Here is a 26,055-nt window from a genome sequence, read left to right as displayed (position 1 = left end):
TCTTAAAATTTAGGTACTGGTGGTGTCTGTAATTTATGAGCACTCTTAGTTGATAAAGAATCAACAACCTCTTTTACATTAAAAGGAGCTTCACCTGTTAGGATATACTTATCTAATTCTTCATAAGTTACTCCCATTTCATCTTCATCGGTCTGACCTGACCATAGACCTGCCGAAGGCGCTTTTTCAATTATCTCTTTTGGTATATCTAATAACCTAGCTACTTCTCTTACCTCCAACTTAACCAAATTACCAAGAGGAGTTATATCAATTCCACCATCTCCATACTTAGTAAAGTAACCAACCTTCAACTCACTTCTATTATCAGTTCCTACTACTAATGAATTTCTTTGACCAGCAAAGTAATACAAAGTAGTCATTCTTAATCTAGGTTTAATATTGGCTAAATTAAGGTTTTCCTCTACCTCTTTACCTTCTCCAATTAACTCAACCATCTGATCAAAGGTCTTACTTAAATCCATCACCTTATAATCTATATTAAATTTATCTGATAATAATTTAGCATCATTTTTATCCTCAGGATTACTATAACAGGGCATAATCAAACCTAAAGTACTATCAGGAAATGCCCTCTTACATAAAACAGCTGTAACTGCTGAATCGATTCCACCACTTAATCCAAGAACCACCCCTTTGCAACCTGCATCATTTACCTTCTTCTTTATCCAATCTACAAGTTTATCAATGATTTGATTATAATCTTTATCTAATTTCTCTAACATATTCTCCTCCAAAGCATAAAATTTTTATAGCTACTTGATTACCATCATTATAACATAATTTATCCAATATTTAAAATCAATCAAATAAAAGGACTTGTAGCCCAATCAATTAATGATATTGTTGGTATCGAATTATCTTCTTCTAGATCATAATTAAAATCAAAACTATTATGTAAATCAATTCTAATCTCTTCTTTATCTTCATAAAGAAAGTTAATTTCTTTATCTTCGTTCTTAAAAGTCTTAAATTTAGACTTATCTATCTCCAGGGCCAACTCTTCATCATTCTCTGCATCTGGGACATAAAGTTTATACTCGACCATCACTAACATTAAAGAGTCTTTTAGATCAATTGCCTTCAATAAAGGAATCGGCTTAGAAACACCATAGGGGTAGCCTAACCTTCTCAACTTAGGTATAATACAATCTACTAATACACCATAACCATCGCCTAAGACCAATGAGTTTAACATCTCTGCTACTTCATTAAATTCTATCTCTTGCCCATAATCATTATCATCAGTATTATAGAATTTACTCATTATTAAACCCCCTTTTGTTATTAGAATATCACAAAAAGGGGTTTTTCATTATTCTTATTTAGTATTTTTTATTATTATCTCTCCTCTTGAAAGCCGCTTCTTTGTAGTATTTTAACCACAGGAATAGTTACCAATATACCTAAGACAGCTTCAGGAATTCCATGAGTAACCACAATTCCTAAAGCAGCTCCTGCCGGTAAAAGGCCTCTAATAACTGCTAGTATCAAAACACCTAATGTATTTGTAAAGGTTCCAACTACAGCAGATACTGTTGCACCTACAAACTTATTCTCAAATAACCTATAACTATAAGCTGCAAAAATTCCGATAAATATTCTAGGTACTATAGCAACTATCGGATCAGCTACTAACGGTGATGAGGCTCGTAAAAAACTAAAGATACCAAATACAAGCCCTATAAATCCACCAACCATTGGCCCTTCTATAACTCCACCTATAATAGCTGGAATATGCATAATCGTAGCCGCACCTGCTGGCGTTGGCACAGGAATAATCCCTAGTGGAGTTGAGCCTAATAACAAAGATACTGCACTTAATAGTCCAATCACCGTTATCTGTCTAATACTTAGATTAAATTTCATCTTTATATCATCCTCTCAAAATTTTCTGGTGTAAAGTGAAGCTGAATAGTAATTAAGTACCACTAGTAATGGGTAATGAGTGAAGAGTAATGAGTAAAGTCAAAATCTCAAAACCTCTTATAAGTCTTAGGAAACAAAGGGGTTTGTGTTTTCTTAAGGTTTTACCCATTACTCATTACTGATTACTCATCACTAGTAATAAAGCTCCGCTTTATTACTATTAACTAACAACTCGATTATTCTCATCCAACATAACTACTTTCGGATTCAAACTCCTTGCTTCCTTATCATCTACTAAGCCATAGGAGATAATTATTATTGTATCTCCAACTTCTGCTTTTCTTGCTGCTGCTCCATTAAGGCAGATAACTCCAGAACCCCTTTCACCAGGGATTACGTAAGTTTCAATTCTTTCTCCATTATTATTATTGACTATCTGCACCTTTTCATTAGCAAAGATATCTGCTTCTTCCATTAGATCTTCATCAATTGTAATACTTCCTTCATAGTTAAGGTTTGCCTCTGTTACTCTAGCCTTATGAAGCTTTGATTTATGCATTATCCTAAACACTGTTACACCTCCAAGATCAAATTATCTATTAACCTAGTTTCACCAATATAAACTGCCAGCGCTATTAACGTTGGCCCTTCTAGGTTTGAAACCTTCTTTAAATTTAATTGATTGACTATATCTATATAATCAATCTCAGCCAAATCTTCTTTCTCAATCATATTTCTCATTTCTTCCTTTATAATGTTGGCCCTTCTCTGGCCATCTCCAATAAGATCTTGAGCCAACTCCAAAGACCTACTCAATACTAAAGCGGCTTTCCTCTCTTCTTTACTTAAGTATTTATTCCTCGAGCTTAAAGCTAACCCATCTTCTTCTCTAACAATAGGCATACCCACTATCTGGATATCAAAATTTAAATCCTCAACCATCCTCTTGATAACTGCCAACTGCTGAGCATCCTTTTGGCCAAAGTAAGCTCTATGGGGATTAACTATATTAAAGAGCTTAGTCACTATTGTACAGACCCCATCAAAATGACCTGGCCTTGATGCTCCACAAAGCCCATCAACTAACCCTTCAACCCTAACTGTCGTTGCAGACTGCTTGGAGTAAATCTGATCTACTTCTGGTATAAAGACTAGATCAACACCTACCTTCTTGGCCAACTCTAGATCTCTATCTAAATCACGAGGGTAATCCTCATAATCCTCGCCTTCTCCAAACTGGGTTGGATTAACGAAGATACTCAAGACCAAGATATCATTATCCTCTATCCCCTCTTCCAATAAAGAGAGGTGACCTTGATGTAGATAACCCATAGTTGGAACAAAACCTATTCGTTGGCCCTGGTTCCTTTTCTCTAATATAAATTCTCTAACCTCTTCTATCCTCTTTGCTACCTTCAATTTCATTCACCCCTTTAGCTTTATACTAGTGTCAGTGTCTGTGTCACATTTAAAAAATAAAAAGCAAAAAGTTCAAGGTCTTTTTTGGAATCACTAATCAACACTAATAGGCACTAATATAGTTCAAAATCTATTTAATTTATTATTAAAATCTAGTGATAAGGTTGAAGTTGACTATATTATAATATAATTTAGGTATTTTAGTTTGAAAAAGTATTAATATAAGTTTTTTAATCTTTTATTCGTGAATATTTATGTTCATTAGTGATGAAAACTACTCTTAAAGGAAACTTTCTTCCTCATTAGGAAAATTGCCTTGCTCCACATCTTCTCTATACCGCTTAAAAGCATCTAACATCTCTTCATTCAAATTAGCATATCTTCTAACAAAACGAGGTTTAAAATCATTGCTAACACCTAAAAGATCTTGGTTAACAAGGACCTGACCATCACAGCCTTTTCCGGCACCAATTCCAATAACAGGAATAGATAAACTCTGGCTTACCTTCTTAGCCAAAGGAGCAGGAATACACTCTAAGACCAAGGAGAAGACTCCTGCTTCTTCTAATATCTTAGCATCCTCTAAGAGTGTCTTAGCAGCTTCCTCCTCTTTTGCCTGTACCTTGAAGCCGCCAAAGTGCTTAACTGATTGGGGGGTTAGACCTAGATGGCCCATTACAGGTATCCCTGCCTTGATAATTGCTCTTACCTCGTCAATTATCTCTCTACCACCTTCTAACTTAACACCCTCTGCACCTCCTAATTGGACCAAACGGGCTGCACCTTTAACTGTCTCCTTTATATCTCCCATCTTATAAGAAGCAAAGGGCATATCTGCTACTAAGAAAGCCTTTTTTAACCCACGAGCTACCGCCTTAGTATGGTGTAATATATCATCCAAAGTAACCTTTAGAGTGTTTTCATAGCCCAACAAGACCATACCTAAGGAATCTCCTACTAAGGCTATATCTATCTCTGCCTGGTCTATTAACTTAGCCGTTGGATAGTCATAAGCCGTTAACATACTAATCTTCTTCCCAGCCTCTTTCTTGTTTGCCAACGTACTTACACTTACCTTTTTCATCTTTACACCTTCCTTAATATCTCTTTTAGTGACTCAACATCTTTTTTTGCAAGACTACCTTTTCTTGAAGCCAAATTACCTGTATAAGAGGCCAACCTCTTATATAATTCTATTTCATCATCATCTAATATATCCCCCAAAGCCTCTAAATGACCTTTGATCGTCATAAAATCACCACGAGCAATTGGCCCGGTCAAGGCTTCCTGGGTTCCTAAGGATCTTATATTCTCTAAACTTCCTTCAGAGAGGTTTAATATCCCCTCTAAGACCTCCTCCTCATCAATACCAAGACTCTTATTGATCTTCATAGCCATATCAATTATTGCCACAAGATAATTAGAGGCGATAACTGCAGATGCATGATAGGCAGCCTTATCACTACTCTCTATCACCTTATAATCTGCTCCTAAAGCTTTCATAATCTCTCTTCCTTTAGTTAAACCTAAATCATTACCCTCTAAGGTAAAGAAGGCTTTAGGTAAATCTTTAATCCCACTTCTCACATAAGCTACTGCCTGTAAAGGATGAAGAGATAACCTCCCACAAGGAAGATCCTCATCACATAATACCTTTGAGGATAAAGAACCACTTAAATGAATTAAAGTAGAACTTTTTTTAATCTGATCTACAGTCAATAGTTCTTTGCTAACTACTTCAATGATATCATCAGGCGTAGCAATAATTATTAGATCTGCTTCTTCTATAAATTTATCATATCCAACAGAAGCTATCCCCCCTCCTAGCAAATCCACACCCTCTTTAGCCGAAGTTAGGGTCTTACTTATAAACCCTAAGATATTATAACCTCTATCCTTTAATAAGTAACCGATACTTTTGCCAACCTTACCAGCACCAATAATCACTACCTTATCCAATTACATACCCACCTTTTAACAGATTTTAAATAGAAAAAACCTCTCTAACCCAAAGGTTTAGAGAGGTTTTTTGACAATAGTATATAGAGATAGCTAGTCATAGCTATCCTAAGTTCAAAATCACCGTCTCAGTCCCTTCGGGATCCAAGCGAATATTTAAGTTCATCTTTATTATACTAATTTATTATCTATAACGCAAGTTTTTATGGTAAAGCCAGTAAAGACAAAAATCAACCCCTTACTAAATTTGAATATAACTCTATATACTCTTTAGCTGAATTCTCCCAACTGAAATCATAGCCTATGATTTTTTTGACCAATAATTCCCATTTTTTCTTCTTAGTATATAACTTAATTGCCCTATTTATTTCATCTAACATCTCTTTAGAATCATAGTTAATGAAAGTAAATCCATTTCCTTCACCTGTTTTAGGGTCATATGCTTTGATAGTGTCTTTTAACCCTCCTGTCTCTCTAACGATTGGTACTGTGCCATACCTTAAGCTAATAAGTTGTCCCAATCCACATGGCTCAAACTGTGAAGGCATCAAAAACATATCGCTACTTGCATAAATTTTCTGGGCCAAATCACCATCATACTTCATATTAGCTGCAACCTTATTTGGGTATTTCTCTTCAAGACCCTTAAAGAATTTCTCATATTCGTTGGCACCAGTTCCCAAGACTACAAGTTGTATATCTTTACTCAACAATTGATCTGCTATAGATTCTATTAAATCTATTCCTTTCTGCTTTACTAACCTTGAAACTAAGCCAATAAGTGGAATATCTCTTCTCTGAGGAAGGTTCATCTCTTTTTGTAATTTATTTTTATTTTTATATTTTCCTGATAAATCCTCTTTATTATAATTAAAATAAATTCTCTTATCTTTGCTAGGATTATTCTCTTCATAATCTAAACCATTAAGAACACCATATACATCATCCCCATTCATCCTAATGGCATAATCTAAACCTTCACCATATTCTGAAGTTTTAATCTCTTGAGCATATCTTTTACTTACAGTTGTAATTAAATCAGAGTTCATTATTCCCATCTTCATATAATTAACTAAACAATTATGCCTAATTACTCCTAGATCCCAATATTTAAAATCAATTCCTAAAGTATCTGCGATAACCTCTTTAGAAAAAGTACCTTGATAACGCAAGTTATGTATTGTAAAAACCGTCTTAATATCCTCATAAAATTCATATTTTTTATAATTATCTTCTAACATAATACTTAAGGGTCCTGTTTGCCAATCATTACAGTGAATAATATCTGGCTTAAAATCAAGTTTAGGCAACATCTCTAAAACAGCCCGACAAAAATAAGCAAACTGTACATCCCTATCATAATTTTCATACATATTATCACGATCGAAATAGCTTTTATTATCTATGAAATAGTTTATTATACCATCTTTTTCTAACTTTTTAACGCCAACATAATTATCTCTCCAAGCTACATTGGTTCTAAAATGTAATACATCTTCTAAACTCTTTCTATACTTCTCATCAATTAATCCATATTGAGGCATAACAACTCTAATATCATGGCCTAAACCTCCAATTGCCTTAGGCAAAGAAGCAGCCACATCTGCCAGACCACCAGTCTTAGCAAAGGGTGAAACCTCAGAAGATACAAATAATATTTTCATCTTTTTAGACATTTAAAAACCTCCTAAATTTGCTAGGGTTATAATTCAAACCTTTCTACTAAGTTCTCTAAAACCTCTTTTCGAAAAGATTTTTAGTAGAGCTATAGATATCTATAGCTCTACTATTATTTATCTTATATAACTATTTTGCGTTAATTGTAGTACCGCTAGATATATTTTTAGAATTAAAATCGGATTTCTTCACATAAGAAGCAATCCTACAATTACGACCAATTATAGTATGGGAAGGTATGTTGGCCCCTTTAGAAATTATGTTCAAACCGTTTTGTAATATATTTGGACGTTCAAAGTTATTAGTAAAGTCATCCCCATAACCAATGTGACAATGATTGCCTATCTCTACCCTTTTATCGATTATACTCTTTTCAATGATTGAATTTTTCTCTATTATTGTATCATTAAATATTATAGAATCTTTAATAAGAACTCCCTCTTCAATTACTACCCCTGGTGAAATAATTGAATTTTCTACTCGACCATTTATAATCGAACCATTGGAGACCAAACTCTTAATTGCAATACCATTATAACCAAACTTAGCTGGTGGCTGCTCTTCACTTCTTGTATGTATCTTCCAATTTTTATCATAAAGATTCATTTTGGGTACAATATTAGTCAATTCTAAGTTAGTCCTCCAATATGACTCTAATGTTCCTACATCTCTCCAATACCCACCATATTCATAAACATAAGCATTATTTTGTTCAATAATATCTGGCACTATATCATGACCAAAATCATGTTTGTCAGAATCACAGATTCTTTCTAAGCAATCAACTAAGACGTCAGTTGAAAAGACATAAACCCCCATAGAAGCTAAGTTGCTTGATGGATCTTCTGGCTTTTCTACAAAATCTTCTATCTTCATGTCTTCATCAGGGTTTAAAATTCCAAATCTATGAGCTTCTTCTATTGGAACCTGTTGTGCTGCTATAGTCAAATCTGCTCCCTTTTCTTTATGATAAGATATCATTTCATCATAATTCATCTTATAGATATGGTCTCCAGAAAGTATAATCACATATTTAGGGTTCTGACTTTTGATAAAGTTTATATTTCTATAAACTGCATGAGCAGTCCCTTCATACCAACCCCCTTCTCTTCCTGTATAGGGTTGCAGTACTGTAACTCCTCCTAACCTCCGATCTAAATCCCACGGTTTTCCAATTCCAATATGACTATTTAACGACATTGGTAAATATTGTGTTAGAATTGCTACATTATAAATCGATGAATTAATACAGTTACTTAAAGTAAAATCAATTATTCTATACTTACCTCCAAAAGGAACACTAGGTTTTGCCCTATGCTCAGATAATAAATCTAACCTTGTTCCCCTTCCTCCTGCTAAAATCACTGCTAAAGTTTTCATTATTTAGCCCTCCTCTAAACTTATAAACTTATTTTTCAAACAATCAAACTTACTTATGTTATAGATTTAAGTAATAAAAAGTTATTGCTTTATAACTTTTTATTTATATTTAAAAAAACCTACATTTCTATAAATACACTAAATGTTATATCACTAACGTTTGTTATTAAAGAATAACAAACAATTTTAAAGTTAATATTTCAACTAATCTAAAGTATTAGATGTTTTAGATTAGATCACTAATAATATTATAAAATATAAAATATGTTATTTTTTTCATATTTAGCATAAAAAAATAACTGCTCTCATTTTACCTATATAAGACATTGGATTCAACACCTCCTTTATTTTTCTAAATTTAGCCCAATTAAACATTGATAAGTATAAACTTACTATTGAATAATCAATAAGTTTTACTAAACCTATTTACTTCAAAAACTCTTTGAAATAATTATTATTTCAAAGAGTTTTTGAAGCCTTTTTTATAATAGGTATTCTATGTAATCGAGACTATATAATTCCAATAATATTATAACTTTAATATTGATGTTTGTCAAATAAGTTGTAGTATTTAAATTTACGATTTTAGCATCACTTTTTAAGTAAAAGAAAAAATAATCAAAAATGCAGTAACTATAATAAGTTAGGCATTGTTCTTTAAATTACCGTAAATAATTCAGGATAAGTTATCTCCTAATAAATTAAGGTTTGAATTGAATGGGCTAGACTTGTTACTTCAGCCCCTTTATTACCATCTTTAAGAATAAATATTTTATCCTCATCAGACTCATTCATTACTACTACAGCAATAGATTCATCAGTATTCTCAAAAGCTGTTACCAGTAATCCTTCAACTTCAGACTTCCACTCAACCCTTTTTGCCCCTGGAAGAATATATTTACTAAAGTGACCCATATAGTAATAAGGAGTATTATAGTATAGAATATCCTTATCTCTATCAGCCATAATAGGAGCATCACATAAATTTCCTACGTGATTTGGTCCACCTTCTTCATTTAAATACATATTCCAATCACACCAAGCTACTGTCCAGTGATTTAAATCGGCTATAATATGCCTACCATACTTCTCACCAGTCCACCATTCACCAATTAGGTTATCTCCCTCTATACCATAATAAGGATTACACCCTTCGGTAAAGACTAAATTTGTATTATAAGTTTCATGGGTATAGTCTAGAACATCATTATTTACTTCCGATTTACTATCTTCAGATCCATACCAATGAAAGCCTACCCCCCAAACCCATTTAGCAGCCTCAGGATCAGACATAATAGTATCTACTCTAGGTTTCATAATATCTTTATTATGATCCCAAACCATAATCTTGACATCATCTAGACCTTCTTCCTTTAATGTAGGGCCAAGAACCTTAACAAAGTCTCTCTCTTGCTCATCAGTATAGATACAATTGTCCCAAGGGGTTGTAGCCATTGGCTCATTTTGAATAGTTAGACCCCAGATATCTATACCTTCTTTCTTATACTCTTTAATATATCTAGCAAAGTATTTGGCCCACACTTCTTTATATTCATCCTTTAAGCTTCCACCATTATTCATCCTCTCATTGGTCTTCATCCAAGCTGGAGGACTCCATGGGGAAGAAAATAACTTAAAATCTTCTCCTTTAGTCTTAAGAGCATCTTTAATCAACGGAACCAAAGATTGCTTATCTCTTTCAATTGTAAAGTCTTTTAACTCTACATCTCCAGGAGTCTCAGTATAAGCATAATTGCCTAATGAAAAGTCACAGCTATTGATATGAGTTCGACAGAAAGTATAATTAATACCCTTCTCTGGATGAAAATAAGCATCTATTGCTTCTTGCCTCTTTTTAGGACTTAACTGATCTAAAGTAGATGAAGCAGCTTCAGTAAACGATCCACCAAAACCAATTATCTCTTGAAATTTTTTCCCCTTATCAACCTCTATAACAGGGAAATTACTGTGCACATCTTCCTTCAAAGCCAAGGGTTTCTTCTCTGTTAACTTGTCATCTGTACCTTTGGCAGTTTGAATAACTCTTATCTTATCTGACTTCATATTTTAAAGCCCCCCTTTTTTAAACTATTATCAATTTAAATTGTTTAAATATTAAGCTCTTATTATAAAAATAGGTTGCCAAATAGTTAAAAGTATTTCACAACCTATTTTCATTAGTAAAATTACTCTAAAACTATATCTATTCTGCTCATCTCACCTTTTCTAATCTTCTCAGCAAGATGACCTCTAACTTCTGAGTCCTCCACTACAAGCTTTTCACCATCTTTAGTAAATAGTTTGTAATTTTGAATTTCTACCTTATCCTCACCAAATGTGTTAGCTCGATTAGGATTGTGATATTGTACTACAGTCTCACCTAAAAAGCGATAAGTGAAACTATTAGCTGGAACTTCAACTTCTTTACTTTGAGTCTCACTAACTTGAATTTCTACAGTTTTGGCTTCAGTAGTAAATAAGTTACTAGATAATGCTGGTTCTGGTTTATAAACTATATCTCCACCTTTTACAGTAAATGGATTAGTACCAAAGCACATAAGCGACCACATATTGATATATTCAGCAGTAGCTCCACTTAGACGAGCAATATATCCCCGACCATGATTCTTCTTATCACCATTAAGTGTACTTAGGATGAAGGAACTATTCTCTAATATACTACGGCCATAGACTTCAGGATCTTGGAAAGGAACTAAAGCAGTATCAATAGCTTGATAATATTCATCATATAATCCAGCTTTCAATAATTCTAGCAAGTATTTATACTCCATATGCATCCAAATAGAACCATTCTCTAACCATCCTGGACTGAATGCTCTAGCTCGACCAATTTCATAGCTTTCATCACTTAAGTCACCATTAACTCGGTACATACCTAACGGCTGATCATATAAATCACTATTATGAACACTTTGGTGTAATTTGCGTGCTTCTTCTTTATCTTTTAAGACCTTCATAGCCCTTACCTGCCCTTCCAAGAATGCAGGTAATCTATTCTGTTTGAATTTCTTGACCTTTACATGGGCCAACCCTTTAGAAGAAGTCTCACCAGTCTTTTCATACTCTAGTGCATCATAGGAGAAGTACATTGTAAATAACCCTGTGTCCTCTTCCTTAGCAGCCTCAATTCCGTAATTTAATTTATCTAAAGCTTTATTAAGAAACTCTTTAAGAGTCTTTATAGAAATTTCTTCTTCTGTTCCAGCAAAGCCCATAAATACTTCTTCACGATAATCTTCCCTTAAAGAAGTAGCATCTTGCCAGTATTTGAAATTATCTTTATCTTCATTCCAAGCATCTAAGGCCTCTACAATACCTTGATAAAAACTATAAAGCTCTTTAGGTAATTTAATAGAATCATCACTATCTTCCAAAGAATCATTTAAGAACTCTATAATTCTCTTTGTTTCAATGTTTTCTGCTATAGCAGAACCAAAGAGTCCAGGTAGACCATTAAGGGCATCATACCAACCAGGCTTATTAGCTTCCATCTCAATTCCCATACCATATGGGTCTAAAGCAGAGACTTTATTAACTGCTAAAGCAAGTAATTTTACAATCAGATTAGTATAGTAAACCTCACCTCTCCCTTTGTCAGTCCTTACAGAATAAGGAAGATATCCTCTATTAGCAATTAACTTTTCTTTCTCTTCATCCTCATGAAGAGATTCATATTGTCTTGGCCCATTATCCGTTAATACATACTTTTGGCTTCTTGGCAAAACTTTAGTAAAGTTATCATAGAAAGTATAGCTGTTATCAAATAATAAATCTTTTAGCTTTTCAGGATAAACAGCCAAATAATTTTCCACTAAATCTAAGGTATAAGTCCAATGGTCAATCCAATATCCTTCACCATACTTAGCCACTGTCCAAGAATGGGCATTATCAATAACTAAATCAATAAAATCTTCTGTTTCTAAGTTAATATCTATATCAAGATTATCAATAAATACAGCAATTTCTCCTGGAGTAAAAGGTTTTTCTAGCCTTTTGGCTAACTCTTCTTTACCTTCATCAGAAACTTCAGCTAATACCACATCTCTTGCTTGTGTTGTTGGAATATAGAATTTACTTCCTTCAATCACTAATGGATTATAACCGTCAGCCTGGATTAGATCAGCAAAGACCTTAATATTATCTTCTTTAACCTTAGGATTAAAGAAGTTATCAGAACGGCGATTTTGATTTACATCTCTAAAGTTACCATTACCCTGTGAATAGTAAGTTGGCTCTAATAGAAAATCATTATAATCACGCTCTAAATCACCATGTTTACGAGAGAAGATATGATAAGTCTTTTCTTTCCCTTCACTTCCTAGGCTGATAGGAAATCCTCCTCTAAGCAAATTGTCCATAAATGTTTGACGAGTATATGCATCAAGAGTCTCTTCATTACTTACAGTAAATATATGATCTGCATAATAGTTGTGTATGCTTTCAGTCTGAATCTCTTTTTCACCTAGATAACCATCCGCTAGAACTCTATCCTTAACTTCAACAAGTCTATCTTGATCAGCAAGGTGACCAAAGACTGAATTGATTTCTAACTCCTCTTCTGAAGATAATAGACCTTTTGTAGCAGCCATTGCACTTGGAAAACGATTCTCTAAAATCTGTTCACCTTTGAAATCTACCAACTCTTCTCTCATAAATCCTAATGGATCCTCTAAACTGGTCATTTCGCCAAAGACAACCTCTGGATCTACAATAGGGGCCAACAACTCGTTGCCCTCCCTACTCCCTTTAAAGGAGATATAGAAGTTTCCAGCATCCATCTGCTTAACTTCTGCTTCATCCTTAGCAGAGGCACGCAACCTATAAAAAGGTGTCCTATCTTCAAAAGCATAAACTTTAGCCCAAGCAGAAACAGTCTGACTAACTTCTTTTAAAGCCCCATTTACTATACCATAAGGGACCAGTATAGGCATACCATCTAAGACTTCAACTTCTTGCTCTTTGTCAGAAATATTCTTTACTTTTACTCTCCTAACCAAAGCACCAAAATCCTCATTAGGCATAATAAAGTAATTTACTTTAACCTTTATGCCTAAATTTAAATTCTCCTCCTCAATAGTTAATGCATGAGGAGCAATTGTCATTTTAGTTGAAACACCCTCACTCAACTTTCTAAATGGTTCATAAACAGTCTCTTCTGAGCCTCTTCTTAGCTTAATAAAAGTTCTAAAACCTTTAGTTGGAACATTTTGATAAGATTTATTAGCCGGATAAAATTCCATAATCGGATTATCCTTATCCTTAGATCCAAAGCTAGCGATTCCTTGGCCGCGATTAACATAAAAAGCCCAGATAGGAATTCCTAATTTACCAGCGATTCCAGGTAAGAAACTTGCAAAAGTACGTTTGTTTTGGTAATTATCTATTATAAAATGACCTTTTTTGTTTAATGAAAACTCTTGACTCATCTGAACTACCTCCTTATATAGGGCAGAGAAATTTCTATTCAATACCCTTGGTTTTGTATAAAGTTATTATATTTTCGTAGATTCATTAATGATTTAATTACTGTATTGAATAGCGCCTGCTTATTTCCATAGATTCTGAGTCAATTCTACTAATTGACTCCTTTGATCTTCATTCAAATCCTTTTCAGGTGAATTATCTAAGTTAGTATCCCTGTTTTCAACAATTAATACCATAGCATCTTCACTGAGAGTATGTGTATGCCAGACCGACCGTTTTACATTATATAACTTAAAAGGCTCCATATCTTCTCCGTGAATATCAGCTATATCCTCTTCACCTTCTCCAATAAATAAGATACATTGTCCTTTCAAGAGAACAAATACCTCATCAGTTTGGTCATGTTTTTGCATTTTATCTATCTTTTCTGGAAGGAGTTCATCACAATAATTTAAAACTGCAACTCTCCATTGATCATAATCAACCACAGGCTTATACCCTTCACTCGTATACTCCTTTACTTCTAGTAAATCTTTACTGATTGTCACAGGTTAACTACCTCCCTCTTCTACTAACCTAAAGTTATCATCTAAGCCTCTCTGATAATTTCTATATTAGCCAAGAGTCACTTCTATCTCAGTAGACCCTTCCCTTGATAATTCCTTTATCAAACTCTTATCAACTATTGCAAAGTTATCTTTATTCACAAAATCAATTTTTCTTCCATTTATTTCAATATATTCAATTGAATACTCTCCATATTCAAGATAATTTTCATTTTTATAGGTTAGATTCAATTCCTGATTAGCAAATATAGTAGCTATGGTAGCGCTCCCGAATTCATCAAATTGCTCTTTCAATAATTTAGGGTCTACTACCAAATTACCTAACTCTCCTCTAACTCCATAGACTTGAGTCACCATTGTTAATAGTAACCAACTGGCTGATCCAGTCAAATAATGATATAACCCTCGACCACGTTCGTTAATATATTCGGGAATTCCTGGATAAATTCTACTTGTTTTAAAATCTTTACAGTGTTCATAAATTGAACTTAAAACTTCATACCCTTCTTTAGCAAAACCACGTTGATAAAGAGCATTACCATACATTACAGCCATATGACTGAACATTGCGCCATTCTCCTTGTGGCCATAAGCAAAACCAAATAACCTTCCTAAATTGGTTTTAATCTCTTTAAAGTTAGTATTTAATCGATAGCCACCTACACTATTATCTTTCAAATAATGATCAGCTGAAGCTACAATCTTTTCTATCTGCTCTTCTGTAGCTACCCCTCCCATAATAGGGAATACTTGACCAGTTAAAGTCATCCTAGTACCCGTTGGATGATCTCCTTCTAACTTTTTCCCGTCATTATCATAATAGCCATTATACCACTCAAAACCTTCCGTATTCTCTACCCACTCATTCTGGTGAAGATGGTTAATAATCCAACTTCCTTTTCTCTCTAAATCAGCAGCAACCTCTTCAATTGAAAGTGATATCTTATCTCCTGAAACTCTTCTTTCACAACTACTAAAGTATTGATCAAGCAATTTATGCTTAGCTTCAACAGAATTATAATCTAGCTGACCATTTAAGGTATCAAATAATACTCCTATCTCTTTGGCAATTTCTACCTTATCAATATCCTTCTTCGCTGCTAAATCACGTAATAATTTAGCCATCTCTAATAAATTACTAGCATATAAAGCTGTAAAAGCTACACTCTCACCCTTCTCATCAGCCATATCAAGACCATCATTCCAATCAGCACCTTCTAACAGCATATTATTATTTTCTCCTACATTAAAGAATAGGGTCAAATGTTGTACTAAGATATGCTCTATAACATTTCCTTGATAAATATCTCCATTACCATCTAATAATTTATTCCCTTCTTCATCAGTCCAGTCTCTATCTATCTTATTAGAGCGATGAGCTTGAGCATCCTTGAAATAACTCTGATCTTCTAATAAGAAATCTAAATCTCCACTCTGGTCTATATATAATTTAGTAGTTAAGAAAGGCCAAGAACCATGATCCATCCATACCCTACTAATATTATTTCTATCTGCTATAAACTCTCCTGGTTTAGAACCTATAATAGTTGCATTACTACCATCTATCCTTATCCCGGCGAAATTATTTAATAATAAATCTCTAACTCTATCCGATTCCATTAATAATAAAGCTAAACAATCTTGCCATAGATCTCTCCATCCTCTTCCCCCACGTCCATAATCGTGACTAGGTAAGAAAGAACAGCCATAAATTCTTCTTAAGATAGGTTGAATAGTAACCCACTTCATCCATTGATCGAAGTTTTTATCACCCGAATTAAACTGTACTGTATTAATCTTTTCTTGCCAAAACTCTTTGTTCTTTTCTAGATATTTATCAAAGAAATCTTGGGTACAATATTTTTGAGCTACAGATTTCAAAGAGCTTCCATACTCATCAATTACTATTGCAATAACATATGATTTTTCTTCTCCAGGGTCTAAAGTAATATCCTCAAATCTTAGAGCACCTATAGCTTCGAAACCTTCTAACTTCTCTCCTGAATTATTATAGTCCTTGGAATTTTTAACAATGGCTTCTGGCCACTCTAAATTTCCTCCTTCTCCTATAAAATCTTCTAGTATAGGAAAGAACCCAATTGGTTTGTTGCCTTTATCATCTGCACCTACAACACCGTAGGAAACATTATTCTCTTTATGCCCTCTTTCATCAAATGATAGTGTAGGATTAACAACAACACCATTGTCTATTGTTTCTATTTGGTGCAATAAAGAAGTCACATGGCGATGATCACGTAAATTATCAGCTGAACGAGCATATAAAGGCATAGCTGCTGTTGGAGTCAACTTTTTGGCGTTGGCCCCTGTATTAACAATTTTAACCTTCATTAGCTCTACAGTTTCGTCATTAGCTGGTACAAAACTAGTTACCTCTGATTTTAAACCTAATCTCTTATTTTCTCTACTAACTTTATGCCATAACATTCCAGCCTCTAGATTTACATCTTCACTCTTATCTTCATTAAACTGTAATGACATCTGTTTAGAAGAATTACCTGCTACCGACCAAGGCTCTTCTCCATCTACTAACACCCAAAAGTTCCTAGCCGATTTTGTATTATGCAGATCTTCAAGAGATACTGGCATCATAGCAAAGGTATTCTGTCCAGTCTTAATATCACCATGCAATGAAGGTGTAATGGCTGACATCATTCCTGCTTCATTAGCTAATGGAAAGTATAGATAGCTACTATTATTAGCACCCTCTAATTTAAACTCACCATTCTCACCGATAAACTCCCACCCTTTAGATCCTTTATTTTTCATACTTTATTCCTCCCTTTGAAATTTATAATAGGGTACTTTTTAATTACCAAGGTAATGAATAATTATCTAAATTATTTTCATAATTAGCTAAAAACGATATAATTTTAAAGACTAAAGTTCCCTATTAAATTGTATAAATTGAATGTACATAATTCCTTGATAAGCATATTAAAAGGTGCTACAGTATAATTAGTAAAAATGCTTATCATTTTTTATTAGCCACTTTTAAATTTAATTTAACATACTAATAAAACTAATGTTTTTAACTTTAATATTTATAATGAAAATAGTTACTAGCCCTTTGTAGCTCCTTCAAGCATTCCAGCCATAAACTTTTTAGATCCTATAACAAATACTACTATGATAGGTACAACAGCTATTGAAGCTCCTACCATTGTAGCTCCATAATCGACTCCAGCACTATCTGCTAATCTTGTTAATGCTACTGGTAAAGTCCACATCTCTTCACTTTGAAGGATTAATAAAGGACCCATTAAGGCATTCCAAGATCCTAAGAAGGTCAGGATACCTAACGCACTTAATCCTGTTTTACTAATTGGGAGAATAATCCTACAGAAAATTTCAAATTCTCCACACCCATCTATCCTTGCTGCATCAATAATATCACCAGGTATAGATTCCATAAATTGTCTCATTAGGAATATTCCAAAAGCATTAGCTATACCCGGAATGATGAATGGGTAGAAGGTATCCATCCAACCAAAATAATTCATCATAATAAACCAAGGTATAATAGATAGCAATCCTGGAATCATCATTGTTGCTAACATAGCGAAAAATAATTTGTCCTTCCATTTAAAATCATACTTGGCAAATCCATATCCGCCTAGCGCACAAAAGAACATAGTAAATGCCGTACCTATAGTGGCAACAAATATACTGTTAAATAGATTCCTAAAAATCGGTACTGAATCTCTTAAAATCTGCAAGTTATTAATGAAGTGATCTCCAAACCATAAGGTCTGAGTAGAAGAAAAAATCTCTGCTCTACTTCGAGTTGCTAGGACAAACATATAGAAAAAAGGAAAAAAAGTAATTAAAACCCCTAAGAATAAAACAATATATAATAATGATTTCTTTATACTACCTCTAATAGAATTTTTCAATTTACACCTCCACCTTTCTATAGATCATTTTCCTTGTGGAATATTTTTCTACTTGCTAAACTTAAAATAACAATAAATATAGCTAAAATATATGCCATAGCACTTCCCTCACCAAACTGTCTCCAATGAAAACCAGTTCTAAACAAGTACATTGCAGTAGTCATACCAGCACGACCAGCTCCTCCATCTCCACCGACTAAAATAAATGGTTCTTCAAATAACTGCAAGTTACCTATTATAGACATAGTTACTCCAAAGAATATCATAGGTCTCAATAATGGAAGAGTAACATTAGTGAAAACTTGTCTTTTATTTGCTCCATCAATTTCAGCAGCTTCATATAAAGAATTTGGTATATTCTGTAGCCCAGCAAAGTATATTAACATATTCCAACCGGTAAACCTCCAGGTAACCAATCCAGCAATGGAAAATCTAATCCACCTAGCCTCTGCTAGCCACCTCACCGGAAGATCTAACCCCACACTATCAAATAAAAATGCAAAAGGTGGTAATGTTTCTAACTGAATTAAAATAGCATTTAAAAGACCTGATCTATGGCCTAATATAACATCAAATACAAGAGCAATAGCTACCGCCGATGTTATATAAGGTAAAAAATAAGATCCTCGAAAGAACTCTTTCATTTTTACAAATCCAGAATTTAATACAAAAGCTAATGACAATGCAATAATATGCTGTGGAATAGTTGTTAAAATAAATATAATAAAGGTATTCTTAACTGATTCCCAAAACCAATCATCATTTAATACATAAGCGTAATTAGATAAACCTACAAACTCCATCTGTCCTATTCCATCCCATGAATGAAAACTTAAAAAGAAAGAGTATAAAATAGGGAATACTCCAAATATTAGAAAAAGTATAAAGAACGGAGATATAAATACATATGGAGCACTTTTTATGCTTAATCTAAATCTATCTGTCTTCTTATTTTTAGTCTTATCAGAAGTAACTTTATTTGTTTTAATATCACTAGAATTCATTCTATTCCTCCTTTTTAAAACAAGGAGCTATATATAGCTCCTTGTTTAATTGTTTTATTATTTATCTCATTCTTCTCTTAATTAAAGTTTCAGCTTCTTCTAATGCCTCCATAATATCTTTATCTTCTTCTAAGACCTCAGTCAAAGCAGCCCCAACAGCATCTTGTGCTATTGTGTCATACCTATTTGTATTAACTGCTGGTACTTTTTTAGCTGAATCTAACCAAAATTGTCTTACATTTTGACCACTATAAAAATCGCTTGATTCTTCAAAAACTTCATGGTCAAAGGCATCAACTAGTGCAGGGAATATATTAGCAGCCTCAAATTGATTTATCTGTACATCTACATTTGTCGTTACATACTCAATAAATTCCCAAGCTGCTTCTTTGTTCTGGGCATCTTCTGGAATTGCTAAGAAAGATCCACCCCAGTTGACATACATATCATCTGGCAAGTTAGTTACTCCCCATTTACCAGCAGTTTCAGGTGCCATCCAATTTTGGATATGCCCTCCTAGCCAAGCACCTGAAGCATGGGCAAGAGCTGTTCCCTCTTCAAATGTAGCATACCATTCATTACTCCATTCACCAATCTGACCATCTAATCCTAAATCTCTAATCTGCTTTGCTAATTCAAAAGCTCTAACAAATTTATCAGAAGTTACTATAGGATTTCCGTCATTATCAAAGAATTGCTCTTCTCCACTTCTTCTTACCATCTCATAGATTATTGCTGCATCTGGGAATAACCATCGATCATCTTCGCCTTCAGTAAATTCAAGCCCTACTTCTATCCAATCTTCTAAAGTATTTAAATCTTCTACATCAACACCTAACTCTTCAAAACGATCTCTTCTATAAAAAATAGTTCCGGGAGCAACATCTAAGGGCATTGCAATCAATTCTCCTGTAGCTTCATTAGTACCTTGTGCCCATTTATAAGGAATAATATCATCTTCAAATTCTCCTGCATTATAAGGTTCTTCTAATAGATTTACAAAACCACCTCTATTAACAAAATCACCAACAAATTGAATCTCTATATTAGCTACATCAGGAACATTAGAACCTGCAGCTATTTGAGTTAATAGCGCTTGATGATGGTTGTCAAAATCATTTATATCTAATTCGACCTTAATATGAGGATGTTCAGCATGAAAATCATCTAAAATAGCCTCAAACCCTGAATCTTGATCTGGAAAAGCAGCTACTCTAATTGTTGTTACACCATCAGTTGTTGCACCATTATCTTCAGCAGTATCACTACTTCTACGGTTACTCAATAATGCCATAGTACCAATTAACAAAATTACCACTACTAAAATAGCTATATTCTTCTTAGTAAACATTTAAAATCCCCCTTTAATTAATATTATTAGTTTTTAAGAACAATCTTATGATGAGGGGATTTTTACGCTTTTCGGGAGCGCTCCCGAAAAGCGTAAAAATATATCTCACCTCAAAAATTACTTTATATAAGCAACTCTTATCAAGATGAAATATGTTTATAAACTTATATTATTATATATTTCAATCCTTTTAGTTATAATATAGTTGATTAGACTTCATTGAAGTCTAATCAACTATATTTACTTTCTTAGTAGACTCACGTATTACCAATTCCATATTAAAGCTTATATCTTTATGGTTGATTCTTTTGTTTGTTTCCTCTAATATACTTATTAAAGCCCCCATACCTTTATACCCCATCTCATACCTAGGTTGCCTTAATGTAGTCAAAGGTGGGTTAATTAAAGATGCTAGTTCAATATCATCACATCCAAGCACAGAAATATCATCAGGAACTTTCAACCCTCTTTCTCTAATAGCTTTCAAACCTCCAATAGCCATCATATCAGAAAGGTAAAAAATAGCTGTAATATCTTTTTGTTCTTCTAGTAGATTATGAGTGGCTTTATAAGCATCTTCCACTTCAAAGTAACCCGGAACTATTATCTCATTATTTATACCAAAATCATTTAATGCCTTCTTATACCCCAATACCCTATCCACGGAAGCTCCAGAAGAAGCAACATCATCGCCTTTAATACAAGCTACCTTTTTGTGACCTAAATCTAATAAATATTTAACTCCCATATATGCACCACTAAAATTATCTACATTTATCTTAGGGATTGATCCATTATCAGTTTTTCTGTCAATTAATAATACTGGAGTATTTTTAGCTGATAGATCGTTTAGATATACATCTAAACCATCTCTAGCTCCACTTATTATCAATACTCCGTCAACTCTTCCTTCTTGAAACATCTTAACACATTTTAGCTCTTCTTCAACCACCCAATGACTATTAGCTAACATTATATTATAGTTATCTTCCATCGCTTTTGCTTCTACCCCTTTTATAAAGCCTGAAAAAAAAGGGTCTGTTATATCAGATACTACTAGGCCAATCGTTTTGGTCTTATTATTTGCTAAACCTCTAGCAAAACTATTTGGCTGGTAATTTAAATCTTTTATTATCTCCAAAACCTTCTTTCTAGTCTTATCACCAACGCCAGCTTTATCATTGATAACTCTAGAAACAGTACTTTTAGATACTCCAGCAATTTCAGCAATCTTATAGATATTAAGTTTATTCCTTTTCATAATATACCTCTTTTAATTAATTAGATTTTACTTATAACAACTTATAAGTGTACACTCTCTTCTTATATAATTATAACTGAAGTGCTCTATTGTATTATATTATTATAAACTTCCACTTTAGGGAGCGCTCCCAATCTTATATTTTTATTATACCTCAAGATTTTTATTATGTCAACTGCTAATATTACTCTAAAAATCAAATTGCTAAAATTAAAATAACAGGATAACACTTTTAAGTGTTATCCTGTTATTTTTTAGATTCCTGACTACTATTACCTAAAACAACCCTGTAATCTTTCCATCACCATCAATGTCAATATCCTCAGCTGATGGTTTCTTGGGCAACCCTGGCATCGTTAAAACTGCTCCAGTTAGAGCTACTAAGAAACCTGCCCCTGCTGAGACATTGACCTTCCTTACTGTCAATTCAAACCCTCTAGGCCTTCCTAGTAAGGCTGGATTATCTGATAAGGAAGATTGGGTCTTGGCCATACAGATTGGCATCTTATCGAAACCATCTGCTGTTAACTGCTCAATATCCTTCTTAGCCTGTGAAGTAAAGTTGACCTTTGCTGCACCATAGATCTCCTTTGCTACTTTATTTACCTTCTCTTCAATGCTATCCTCGGCATCATAAAGCAACTTGAAGTCCTTAGGTTTATCCAAGGCTTCTAGAACCTTCTTAGCAAGTTCTTCTCCACCTTCGCCACCCTTGGCCCAAACTTGAGATAAGGCAACCTCTACACCCAACTCTTCACATCTCTCTCTGATAAGATCTAGCTCTGCTTGAGTATCTGTTGGGAATTCGTTGATAGCAACTACCATAGGAACTCCAAACTTCTTTACATTCTCTATATGCTTCTCTAAATTCTCCATCCCTGTTGCTAAAGCATTCAAATTTTCTTCAGTTAAATCACCTTTAGCAACTCCACCATGCATCTTCAAGGCACGAGCAGTAGCTACTAGAACTACAGCATCTGGACTCAAGTCAGCAAAACGACATTTAATATTAAAGAACTTCTCAGCACCCAAGTCTGCTCCAAATCCAGCTTCAGTCACTACATAATCAGCCGTCTTAAGGGCCAACTTTGTCGCAGTTATACTATTGCACCCATGGGCTATATTCGCAAAGGGTCCTCCATGAATAAAGGCTGGCGTATTCTCTAGAGTCTGTACCAAATTAGGCTTAATAGCATCCTTCAATAAAGCAGCCATAGCTCCAGCCACCTTTAACTCCTTAGCCTCTACAGGACGCCCATCATATGTATATCCAATAACTATCTTCCCTAGCCTTTTCTTTAGATCTAATATACCCTCCGCTAAGCATAAGATAGCCATAACCTCTGATGCTACAGTAATCATATAACCATCCTGACGAGGTTGACCGTTGGCTGTCCCACCTAATCCAACTACTATCTCTCTTAAAGCACGGTCATTCATATCCACAACCCTCTTAAAAGCAATCTTAGTTGGATCTAAATCTAATTCATTACCCTGCTTGATATGGTTGTCAATTGCTGCAGACAATAAATTATGAGCTATACCAATAGCATGAATATCACCGGTAAAGTGTAGATTTATATCCTCCATTGGAACAACCTGAGAGTATCCTCCCCCTGCTGCTCCACCCTTTATCCCCATACAAGGGCCTAAAGACGGTTCACGCAAGGCTACCGCTGTATTCTTACCTAACCTATTCATCGCTTGCCCTAAACCTACAGTTGTAGTCGATTTACCCTCTCCTGCTGGTGTAGGGCTAATAGCAGTAGTTAAAATTAACTTCCCGTTCTCCTTCTCCTCTAATAACCTTCTATAGGCTTCTAACTTAATCTTAGCCTTATAATCACCATAGAGTTCAATATCCTCCCTACTTAAACCTAATTTACTAGCCACCTCTTCAACCTTCTCTAATTTAGCCTCTTGAGCAATTTCAATATCAGATTTGTAATCAGCCATTTAAACTCCCCCTTTTTAGTAGTTACTAAGCTTAATATTTCTTCAAATCAATTTTTTTATCCTTCAAATCTATATTTAACTACTCGCTACTCTAGTTCTCATTTATGAATAAATTGGGCGTTGGCCCGATTTAGCTCTATACTCATAGCTCATAGCTATAAATAATAAAAGACCACCTGAACAAATAGTAGTTAAACTACTATTTGCCCAGGTGGTCGGCTATTACTAAATTATATTTAAGTCATATTCCCCTATGGTTCAACCCATATTAATTCCACCAGTCCTATGACTATCTTTTGAAAACATTATAGCATAATCCTAAAGATTTGACAATCTATATTACTCGTCACCTTCTAAAGAATCAGTCTTTGCTTCTTCATCATCATAAAAACCAGGCTTATACTTACCTATTATCTCTTTAATATCATCTTTATTTAAGGTCTCATGCTCTTTTAAAGCAGCTACCATATCTTCAACCATATCCCTATTCTCAGTTAAGACAGTTCTAGCTTGTTCATAACAAGCATCAACCATAGCTCTAGCTTCCTTATCAATTAAAGCAGCTACATCCTCACTATAATTTCGGCTACGGGATATATCTCTACCTAAGAATACTTGTTCATTTTGTTTTTGTCCTAAAGTTAATGGTCCTAAGTTCTCACTCATACCATAATCAGTAATCATATTTCTGATTATCTTAGTAGATCTTTCTAGATCATTTTGAGCACCTGTACTGATATCATCTAAGAATACCTCTTCAGCTACTCTACCACCTAGAAGCATAGTAACCTTATCTAATAATTCAGACTTGGTTATAAAGCTCTTATCCTCTTGTGGAAGGTTAATAGTAAATCCACCAGCTCTACCACGAGGAATAATAGTTACCTTATGAGTAGGATCAGCATCTTCTAGAAGCTCACCTAATAAAGCATGACCTGTCTCATGATAAGATACAATATCCTGCTCTTTATCACTGATTACACGACTCTTCTTTTGTGGACCAGCAATTACACGATCTATAGCATCATCAAACTCTAACATACCTATACTTTCTTTTCCACGACGAGCTGCTAAAATCGCTGCTTCATTGGCCAAATTCTCCATATCAGCACCTGTAAAGCCAGGAGTTCTACGGGCCAACACTCCAGTATCTACATCATCTTCAGTAGGCTTACCCTTTAGGTGTATCTCTAAAATCCCCTTCCTACCTTTATAATCAGGCTTATCTACAATAACTTGACGATCAAAACGACCAGGTCTTAAAAGCGCTGGATCCAATACATCAGGTCTATTTGTAGCAGCCATAAGTATAATACCTTCATTAGCTTCAAATCCATCCATCTCTACTAGCAACTGGTTAAGAGTCTGTTCACGTTCATCATGACCTCCACCAACACCAGCTCCACGTTGTCTACCAACAGCATCCAACTCATCGATGAATATAATACAAGGTGCATTCTCTTTACCTTGTTCAAATAAATCTCTAACCCTTGAGGCACCTACACCTACAAACATCTCAACAAAATCAGATCCACTTATAATAAAGAAAGGAACACCAGCTTCACCAGCAACGGCTCTTGCCATCAATGTTTTACCAGTTCCTGGAGGGCCCACCAAAAGAACTCCCTTAGGAATTTTGGCCCCTAACTTATTAAATTTATCTGGACTCTTTAAGAACTCCACAACTTCAACAAGTTCTTCTTTAACCTCTTCATAATTAGCAACATCATCAAAGGTTACCTTCTTCTTCTCATTATCATGCAACCTAGCCTTACTCTTACCAAAGGACATCATCTTATTGCCCCCACCTTGCATCTTATTCATAATAAAGATCCAAGCTCCAATTAAAATTACTGTAGGCAATAAATAAGCAAATAGTCCTGTCCACCAAGGTGGTTCAGGCTCAGGCCTTGTAATAATATCAACATCATTGTCTCTTAGTATTCCCTCTACCTTTTCAATAGTCCCTGGAATATCTATTTGAAAAGATTGGTCATCAGGTAATTCTCCTCTAATTAAATTCTCACCAACTATTGTAACCTCTTTAATATCACCAGCCTCAACCATATCTATAAATTGACTATATGTCAACTCTTCTGCAGTCTGATGAGGCATGAAATAGTTAGCTATAAGAACACCTATTGCAATAATAATCAAATAAAAGCCTATACTCTTAGAAAACTTTTTCAACTAATAATCCTCCCTTCGCCTATCACTAAAAATTTATACCACTTTA

Annotated in this window: 19 protein-coding genes and 1 riboswitch; all 19 genes read right to left on the bottom strand. The window is 34.2% G+C overall.

Going from position 1 to position 26,055, the window contains the following annotated elements; all coding sequences use genetic code 11:
* Positions 1–2 precede the first annotated feature (2 nt).
* The 19 genes from HALSAC_RS0108340 to ftsH all read right to left on the bottom strand — a co-directional run bounded on the left by HALSAC_RS0108340 (position 3) and on the right by ftsH (position 26,009).
* Positions 3–743, bottom strand: coding sequence for an NAD+ synthase (locus tag HALSAC_RS0108340; RefSeq protein ID WP_027339882.1), 741 nt, complete (start codon positions 741–743; stop codon positions 3–5).
* An 80-nt stretch (positions 744–823) separates the two neighbouring features.
* Positions 824–1,285, bottom strand: coding sequence for a hypothetical protein (locus HALSAC_RS0108335; protein WP_027339881.1), 462 nt, complete (start codon positions 1,283–1,285; stop codon positions 824–826).
* A gap of 74 nt (positions 1,286–1,359) precedes the next feature.
* Positions 1,360–1,887 (bottom strand): ECF transporter S component, encoded by a 528-nt coding sequence (locus HALSAC_RS0108330; RefSeq protein ID WP_027339880.1) that lies wholly within the window; start codon positions 1,885–1,887, stop codon positions 1,360–1,362.
* A gap of 220 nt (positions 1,888–2,107) precedes the next feature.
* The gene (gene panD, locus HALSAC_RS0108325; protein WP_027339879.1) at positions 2,108–2,458 is read right to left on the bottom strand and encodes an aspartate 1-decarboxylase; all 351 of its coding nucleotides are present in this window, start codon (positions 2,456–2,458) and stop codon (positions 2,108–2,110) included.
* A gap of 2 nt (positions 2,459–2,460) precedes the next feature.
* Entirely contained in the window at positions 2,461–3,306 is an 846-nt protein-coding gene (gene panC / locus HALSAC_RS0108320; RefSeq protein ID WP_027339878.1) for a pantoate--beta-alanine ligase, read from the bottom strand.
* A gap of 280 nt (positions 3,307–3,586) precedes the next feature.
* On the bottom strand, positions 3,587–4,390 hold the full coding sequence (gene panB / locus HALSAC_RS0108315; protein WP_027339877.1) for a 3-methyl-2-oxobutanoate hydroxymethyltransferase: 804 nt from the start codon (positions 4,388–4,390) through the stop codon (positions 3,587–3,589).
* Between the two features lie 2 nt (positions 4,391–4,392).
* A complete protein-coding gene (locus HALSAC_RS15435) occupies positions 4,393–5,265 on the bottom strand; it encodes a Rossmann-like and DUF2520 domain-containing protein (RefSeq protein ID WP_051412149.1) in 873 nt (290 codons plus the stop codon).
* Positions 5,266–5,495: 230 nt separating this feature from the next.
* The gene (glgA, locus tag HALSAC_RS0108305) at positions 5,496–6,941 is read right to left on the bottom strand and encodes a glycogen synthase GlgA (protein WP_027339876.1); all 1,446 of its coding nucleotides are present in this window, start codon (positions 6,939–6,941) and stop codon (positions 5,496–5,498) included.
* A 130-nt stretch (positions 6,942–7,071) separates the two neighbouring features.
* Positions 7,072–8,322, bottom strand: coding sequence for a glucose-1-phosphate adenylyltransferase (locus HALSAC_RS0108300; protein ID WP_027339875.1), 1,251 nt, complete (start codon positions 8,320–8,322; stop codon positions 7,072–7,074).
* 693 nt (positions 8,323–9,015) lie between these two features.
* The gene (locus HALSAC_RS0108295) at positions 9,016–10,386 is read right to left on the bottom strand and encodes a glycoside hydrolase family 30 protein (RefSeq protein WP_027339874.1); all 1,371 of its coding nucleotides are present in this window, start codon (positions 10,384–10,386) and stop codon (positions 9,016–9,018) included.
* Positions 10,387–10,508: 122 nt separating this feature from the next.
* Entirely contained in the window at positions 10,509–13,769 is a 3,261-nt protein-coding gene (locus tag HALSAC_RS0108290; RefSeq protein WP_027339873.1) for a hypothetical protein, read from the bottom strand.
* Positions 13,770–13,889: 120 nt separating this feature from the next.
* Complete coding sequence (locus HALSAC_RS0108285; protein WP_035571545.1) at positions 13,890–14,315, bottom strand: hypothetical protein; 426 nt, start codon at positions 14,313–14,315, stop codon at positions 13,890–13,892.
* Between the two features lie 66 nt (positions 14,316–14,381).
* Positions 14,382–17,120, bottom strand: coding sequence for a GH36-type glycosyl hydrolase domain-containing protein (locus tag HALSAC_RS0108280; RefSeq protein ID WP_027339871.1), 2,739 nt, complete (start codon positions 17,118–17,120; stop codon positions 14,382–14,384).
* 293 nt (positions 17,121–17,413) lie between these two features.
* Positions 17,414–18,247: a carbohydrate ABC transporter permease gene (locus HALSAC_RS0108275; RefSeq protein WP_245579446.1), complete on the bottom strand. Its 834-nt coding sequence runs from the start codon at positions 18,245–18,247 to the stop codon at positions 17,414–17,416.
* 17 nt (positions 18,248–18,264) lie between these two features.
* Positions 18,265–19,251 (bottom strand): carbohydrate ABC transporter permease, encoded by a 987-nt coding sequence (locus tag HALSAC_RS0108270; RefSeq protein ID WP_027339869.1) that lies wholly within the window; start codon positions 19,249–19,251, stop codon positions 18,265–18,267.
* A gap of 61 nt (positions 19,252–19,312) precedes the next feature.
* Positions 19,313–20,602 (bottom strand): ABC transporter substrate-binding protein, encoded by a 1,290-nt coding sequence (locus HALSAC_RS0108265; protein ID WP_027339868.1) that lies wholly within the window; start codon positions 20,600–20,602, stop codon positions 19,313–19,315.
* 226 nt (positions 20,603–20,828) lie between these two features.
* Positions 20,829–21,863: a LacI family DNA-binding transcriptional regulator gene (locus tag HALSAC_RS0108260; protein ID WP_035571543.1), complete on the bottom strand. Its 1,035-nt coding sequence runs from the start codon at positions 21,861–21,863 to the stop codon at positions 20,829–20,831.
* 276 nt (positions 21,864–22,139) lie between these two features.
* Positions 22,140–23,819: a formate--tetrahydrofolate ligase gene (locus tag HALSAC_RS0108255; RefSeq protein WP_027339866.1), complete on the bottom strand. Its 1,680-nt coding sequence runs from the start codon at positions 23,817–23,819 to the stop codon at positions 22,140–22,142.
* Between the two features lie 198 nt (positions 23,820–24,017).
* A riboswitch (ZMP/ZTP riboswitch) is annotated at positions 24,018–24,114 on the bottom strand.
* Positions 24,115–24,158: 44 nt separating this feature from the next.
* Positions 24,159–26,009, bottom strand: a complete 1,851-nt coding sequence (ftsH, locus tag HALSAC_RS15430; RefSeq protein ID WP_035571541.1) for an ATP-dependent zinc metalloprotease FtsH — start codon at positions 26,007–26,009, stop codon at positions 24,159–24,161.
* Between the last annotated feature and the right edge of the window lie 46 nt (positions 26,010–26,055).

It is taken from the genome of Halonatronum saccharophilum DSM 13868 (assembly GCF_000517025.1).
Classification (GTDB): Bacteria; Bacillota; Halanaerobiia; order Halobacteroidales; family Halobacteroidaceae; genus Halonatronum; species Halonatronum saccharophilum.
Note: the sequence above shows the minus strand (reverse complement) of the source record. Positions and strands in the feature narration are given on the sequence as shown.

Coding starts and splice junctions, on each gene's coding strand:
- HALSAC_RS0108340 (WP_027339882.1), bottom strand. CDS start 743: ATGTTAGAGAAATTAGATAAAGATTATAATCAAATCATTGATAAACTT.
- HALSAC_RS0108335 (WP_027339881.1), bottom strand. CDS start 1,285: ATGAGTAAATTCTATAATACTGATGATAATGATTATGGGCAAGAGATA.
- HALSAC_RS0108330 (WP_027339880.1), bottom strand. CDS start 1,887: ATGAAATTTAATCTAAGTATTAGACAGATAACGGTGATTGGACTATTA.
- panB (WP_027339877.1), bottom strand. CDS start 4,390: ATGAAAAAGGTAAGTGTAAGTACGTTGGCAAACAAGAAAGAGGCTGGG.
- glgA (WP_027339876.1), bottom strand. CDS start 6,941: ATGTCTAAAAAGATGAAAATATTATTTGTATCTTCTGAGGTTTCACCC.
- HALSAC_RS0108300 (WP_027339875.1), bottom strand. CDS start 8,322: ATGAAAACTTTAGCAGTGATTTTAGCAGGAGGAAGGGGAACAAGGTTA.
- HALSAC_RS0108295 (WP_027339874.1), bottom strand. CDS start 10,386: ATGAAGTCAGATAAGATAAGAGTTATTCAAACTGCCAAAGGTACAGAT.
- HALSAC_RS0108290 (WP_027339873.1), bottom strand. CDS start 13,769: ATGAGTCAAGAGTTTTCATTAAACAAAAAAGGTCATTTTATAATAGAT.
- HALSAC_RS0108280 (WP_027339871.1), bottom strand. CDS start 17,120: ATGAAAAATAAAGGATCTAAAGGGTGGGAGTTTATCGGTGAGAATGGT.
- HALSAC_RS0108270 (WP_027339869.1), bottom strand. CDS start 19,251: ATGAATTCTAGTGATATTAAAACAAATAAAGTTACTTCTGATAAGACT.
- HALSAC_RS0108265 (WP_027339868.1), bottom strand. CDS start 20,602: ATGTTTACTAAGAAGAATATAGCTATTTTAGTAGTGGTAATTTTGTTA.
- HALSAC_RS0108260 (WP_035571543.1), bottom strand. CDS start 21,863: ATGAAAAGGAATAAACTTAATATCTATAAGATTGCTGAAATTGCTGGA.
- HALSAC_RS0108255 (WP_027339866.1), bottom strand. CDS start 23,819: ATGGCTGATTACAAATCTGATATTGAAATTGCTCAAGAGGCTAAATTA.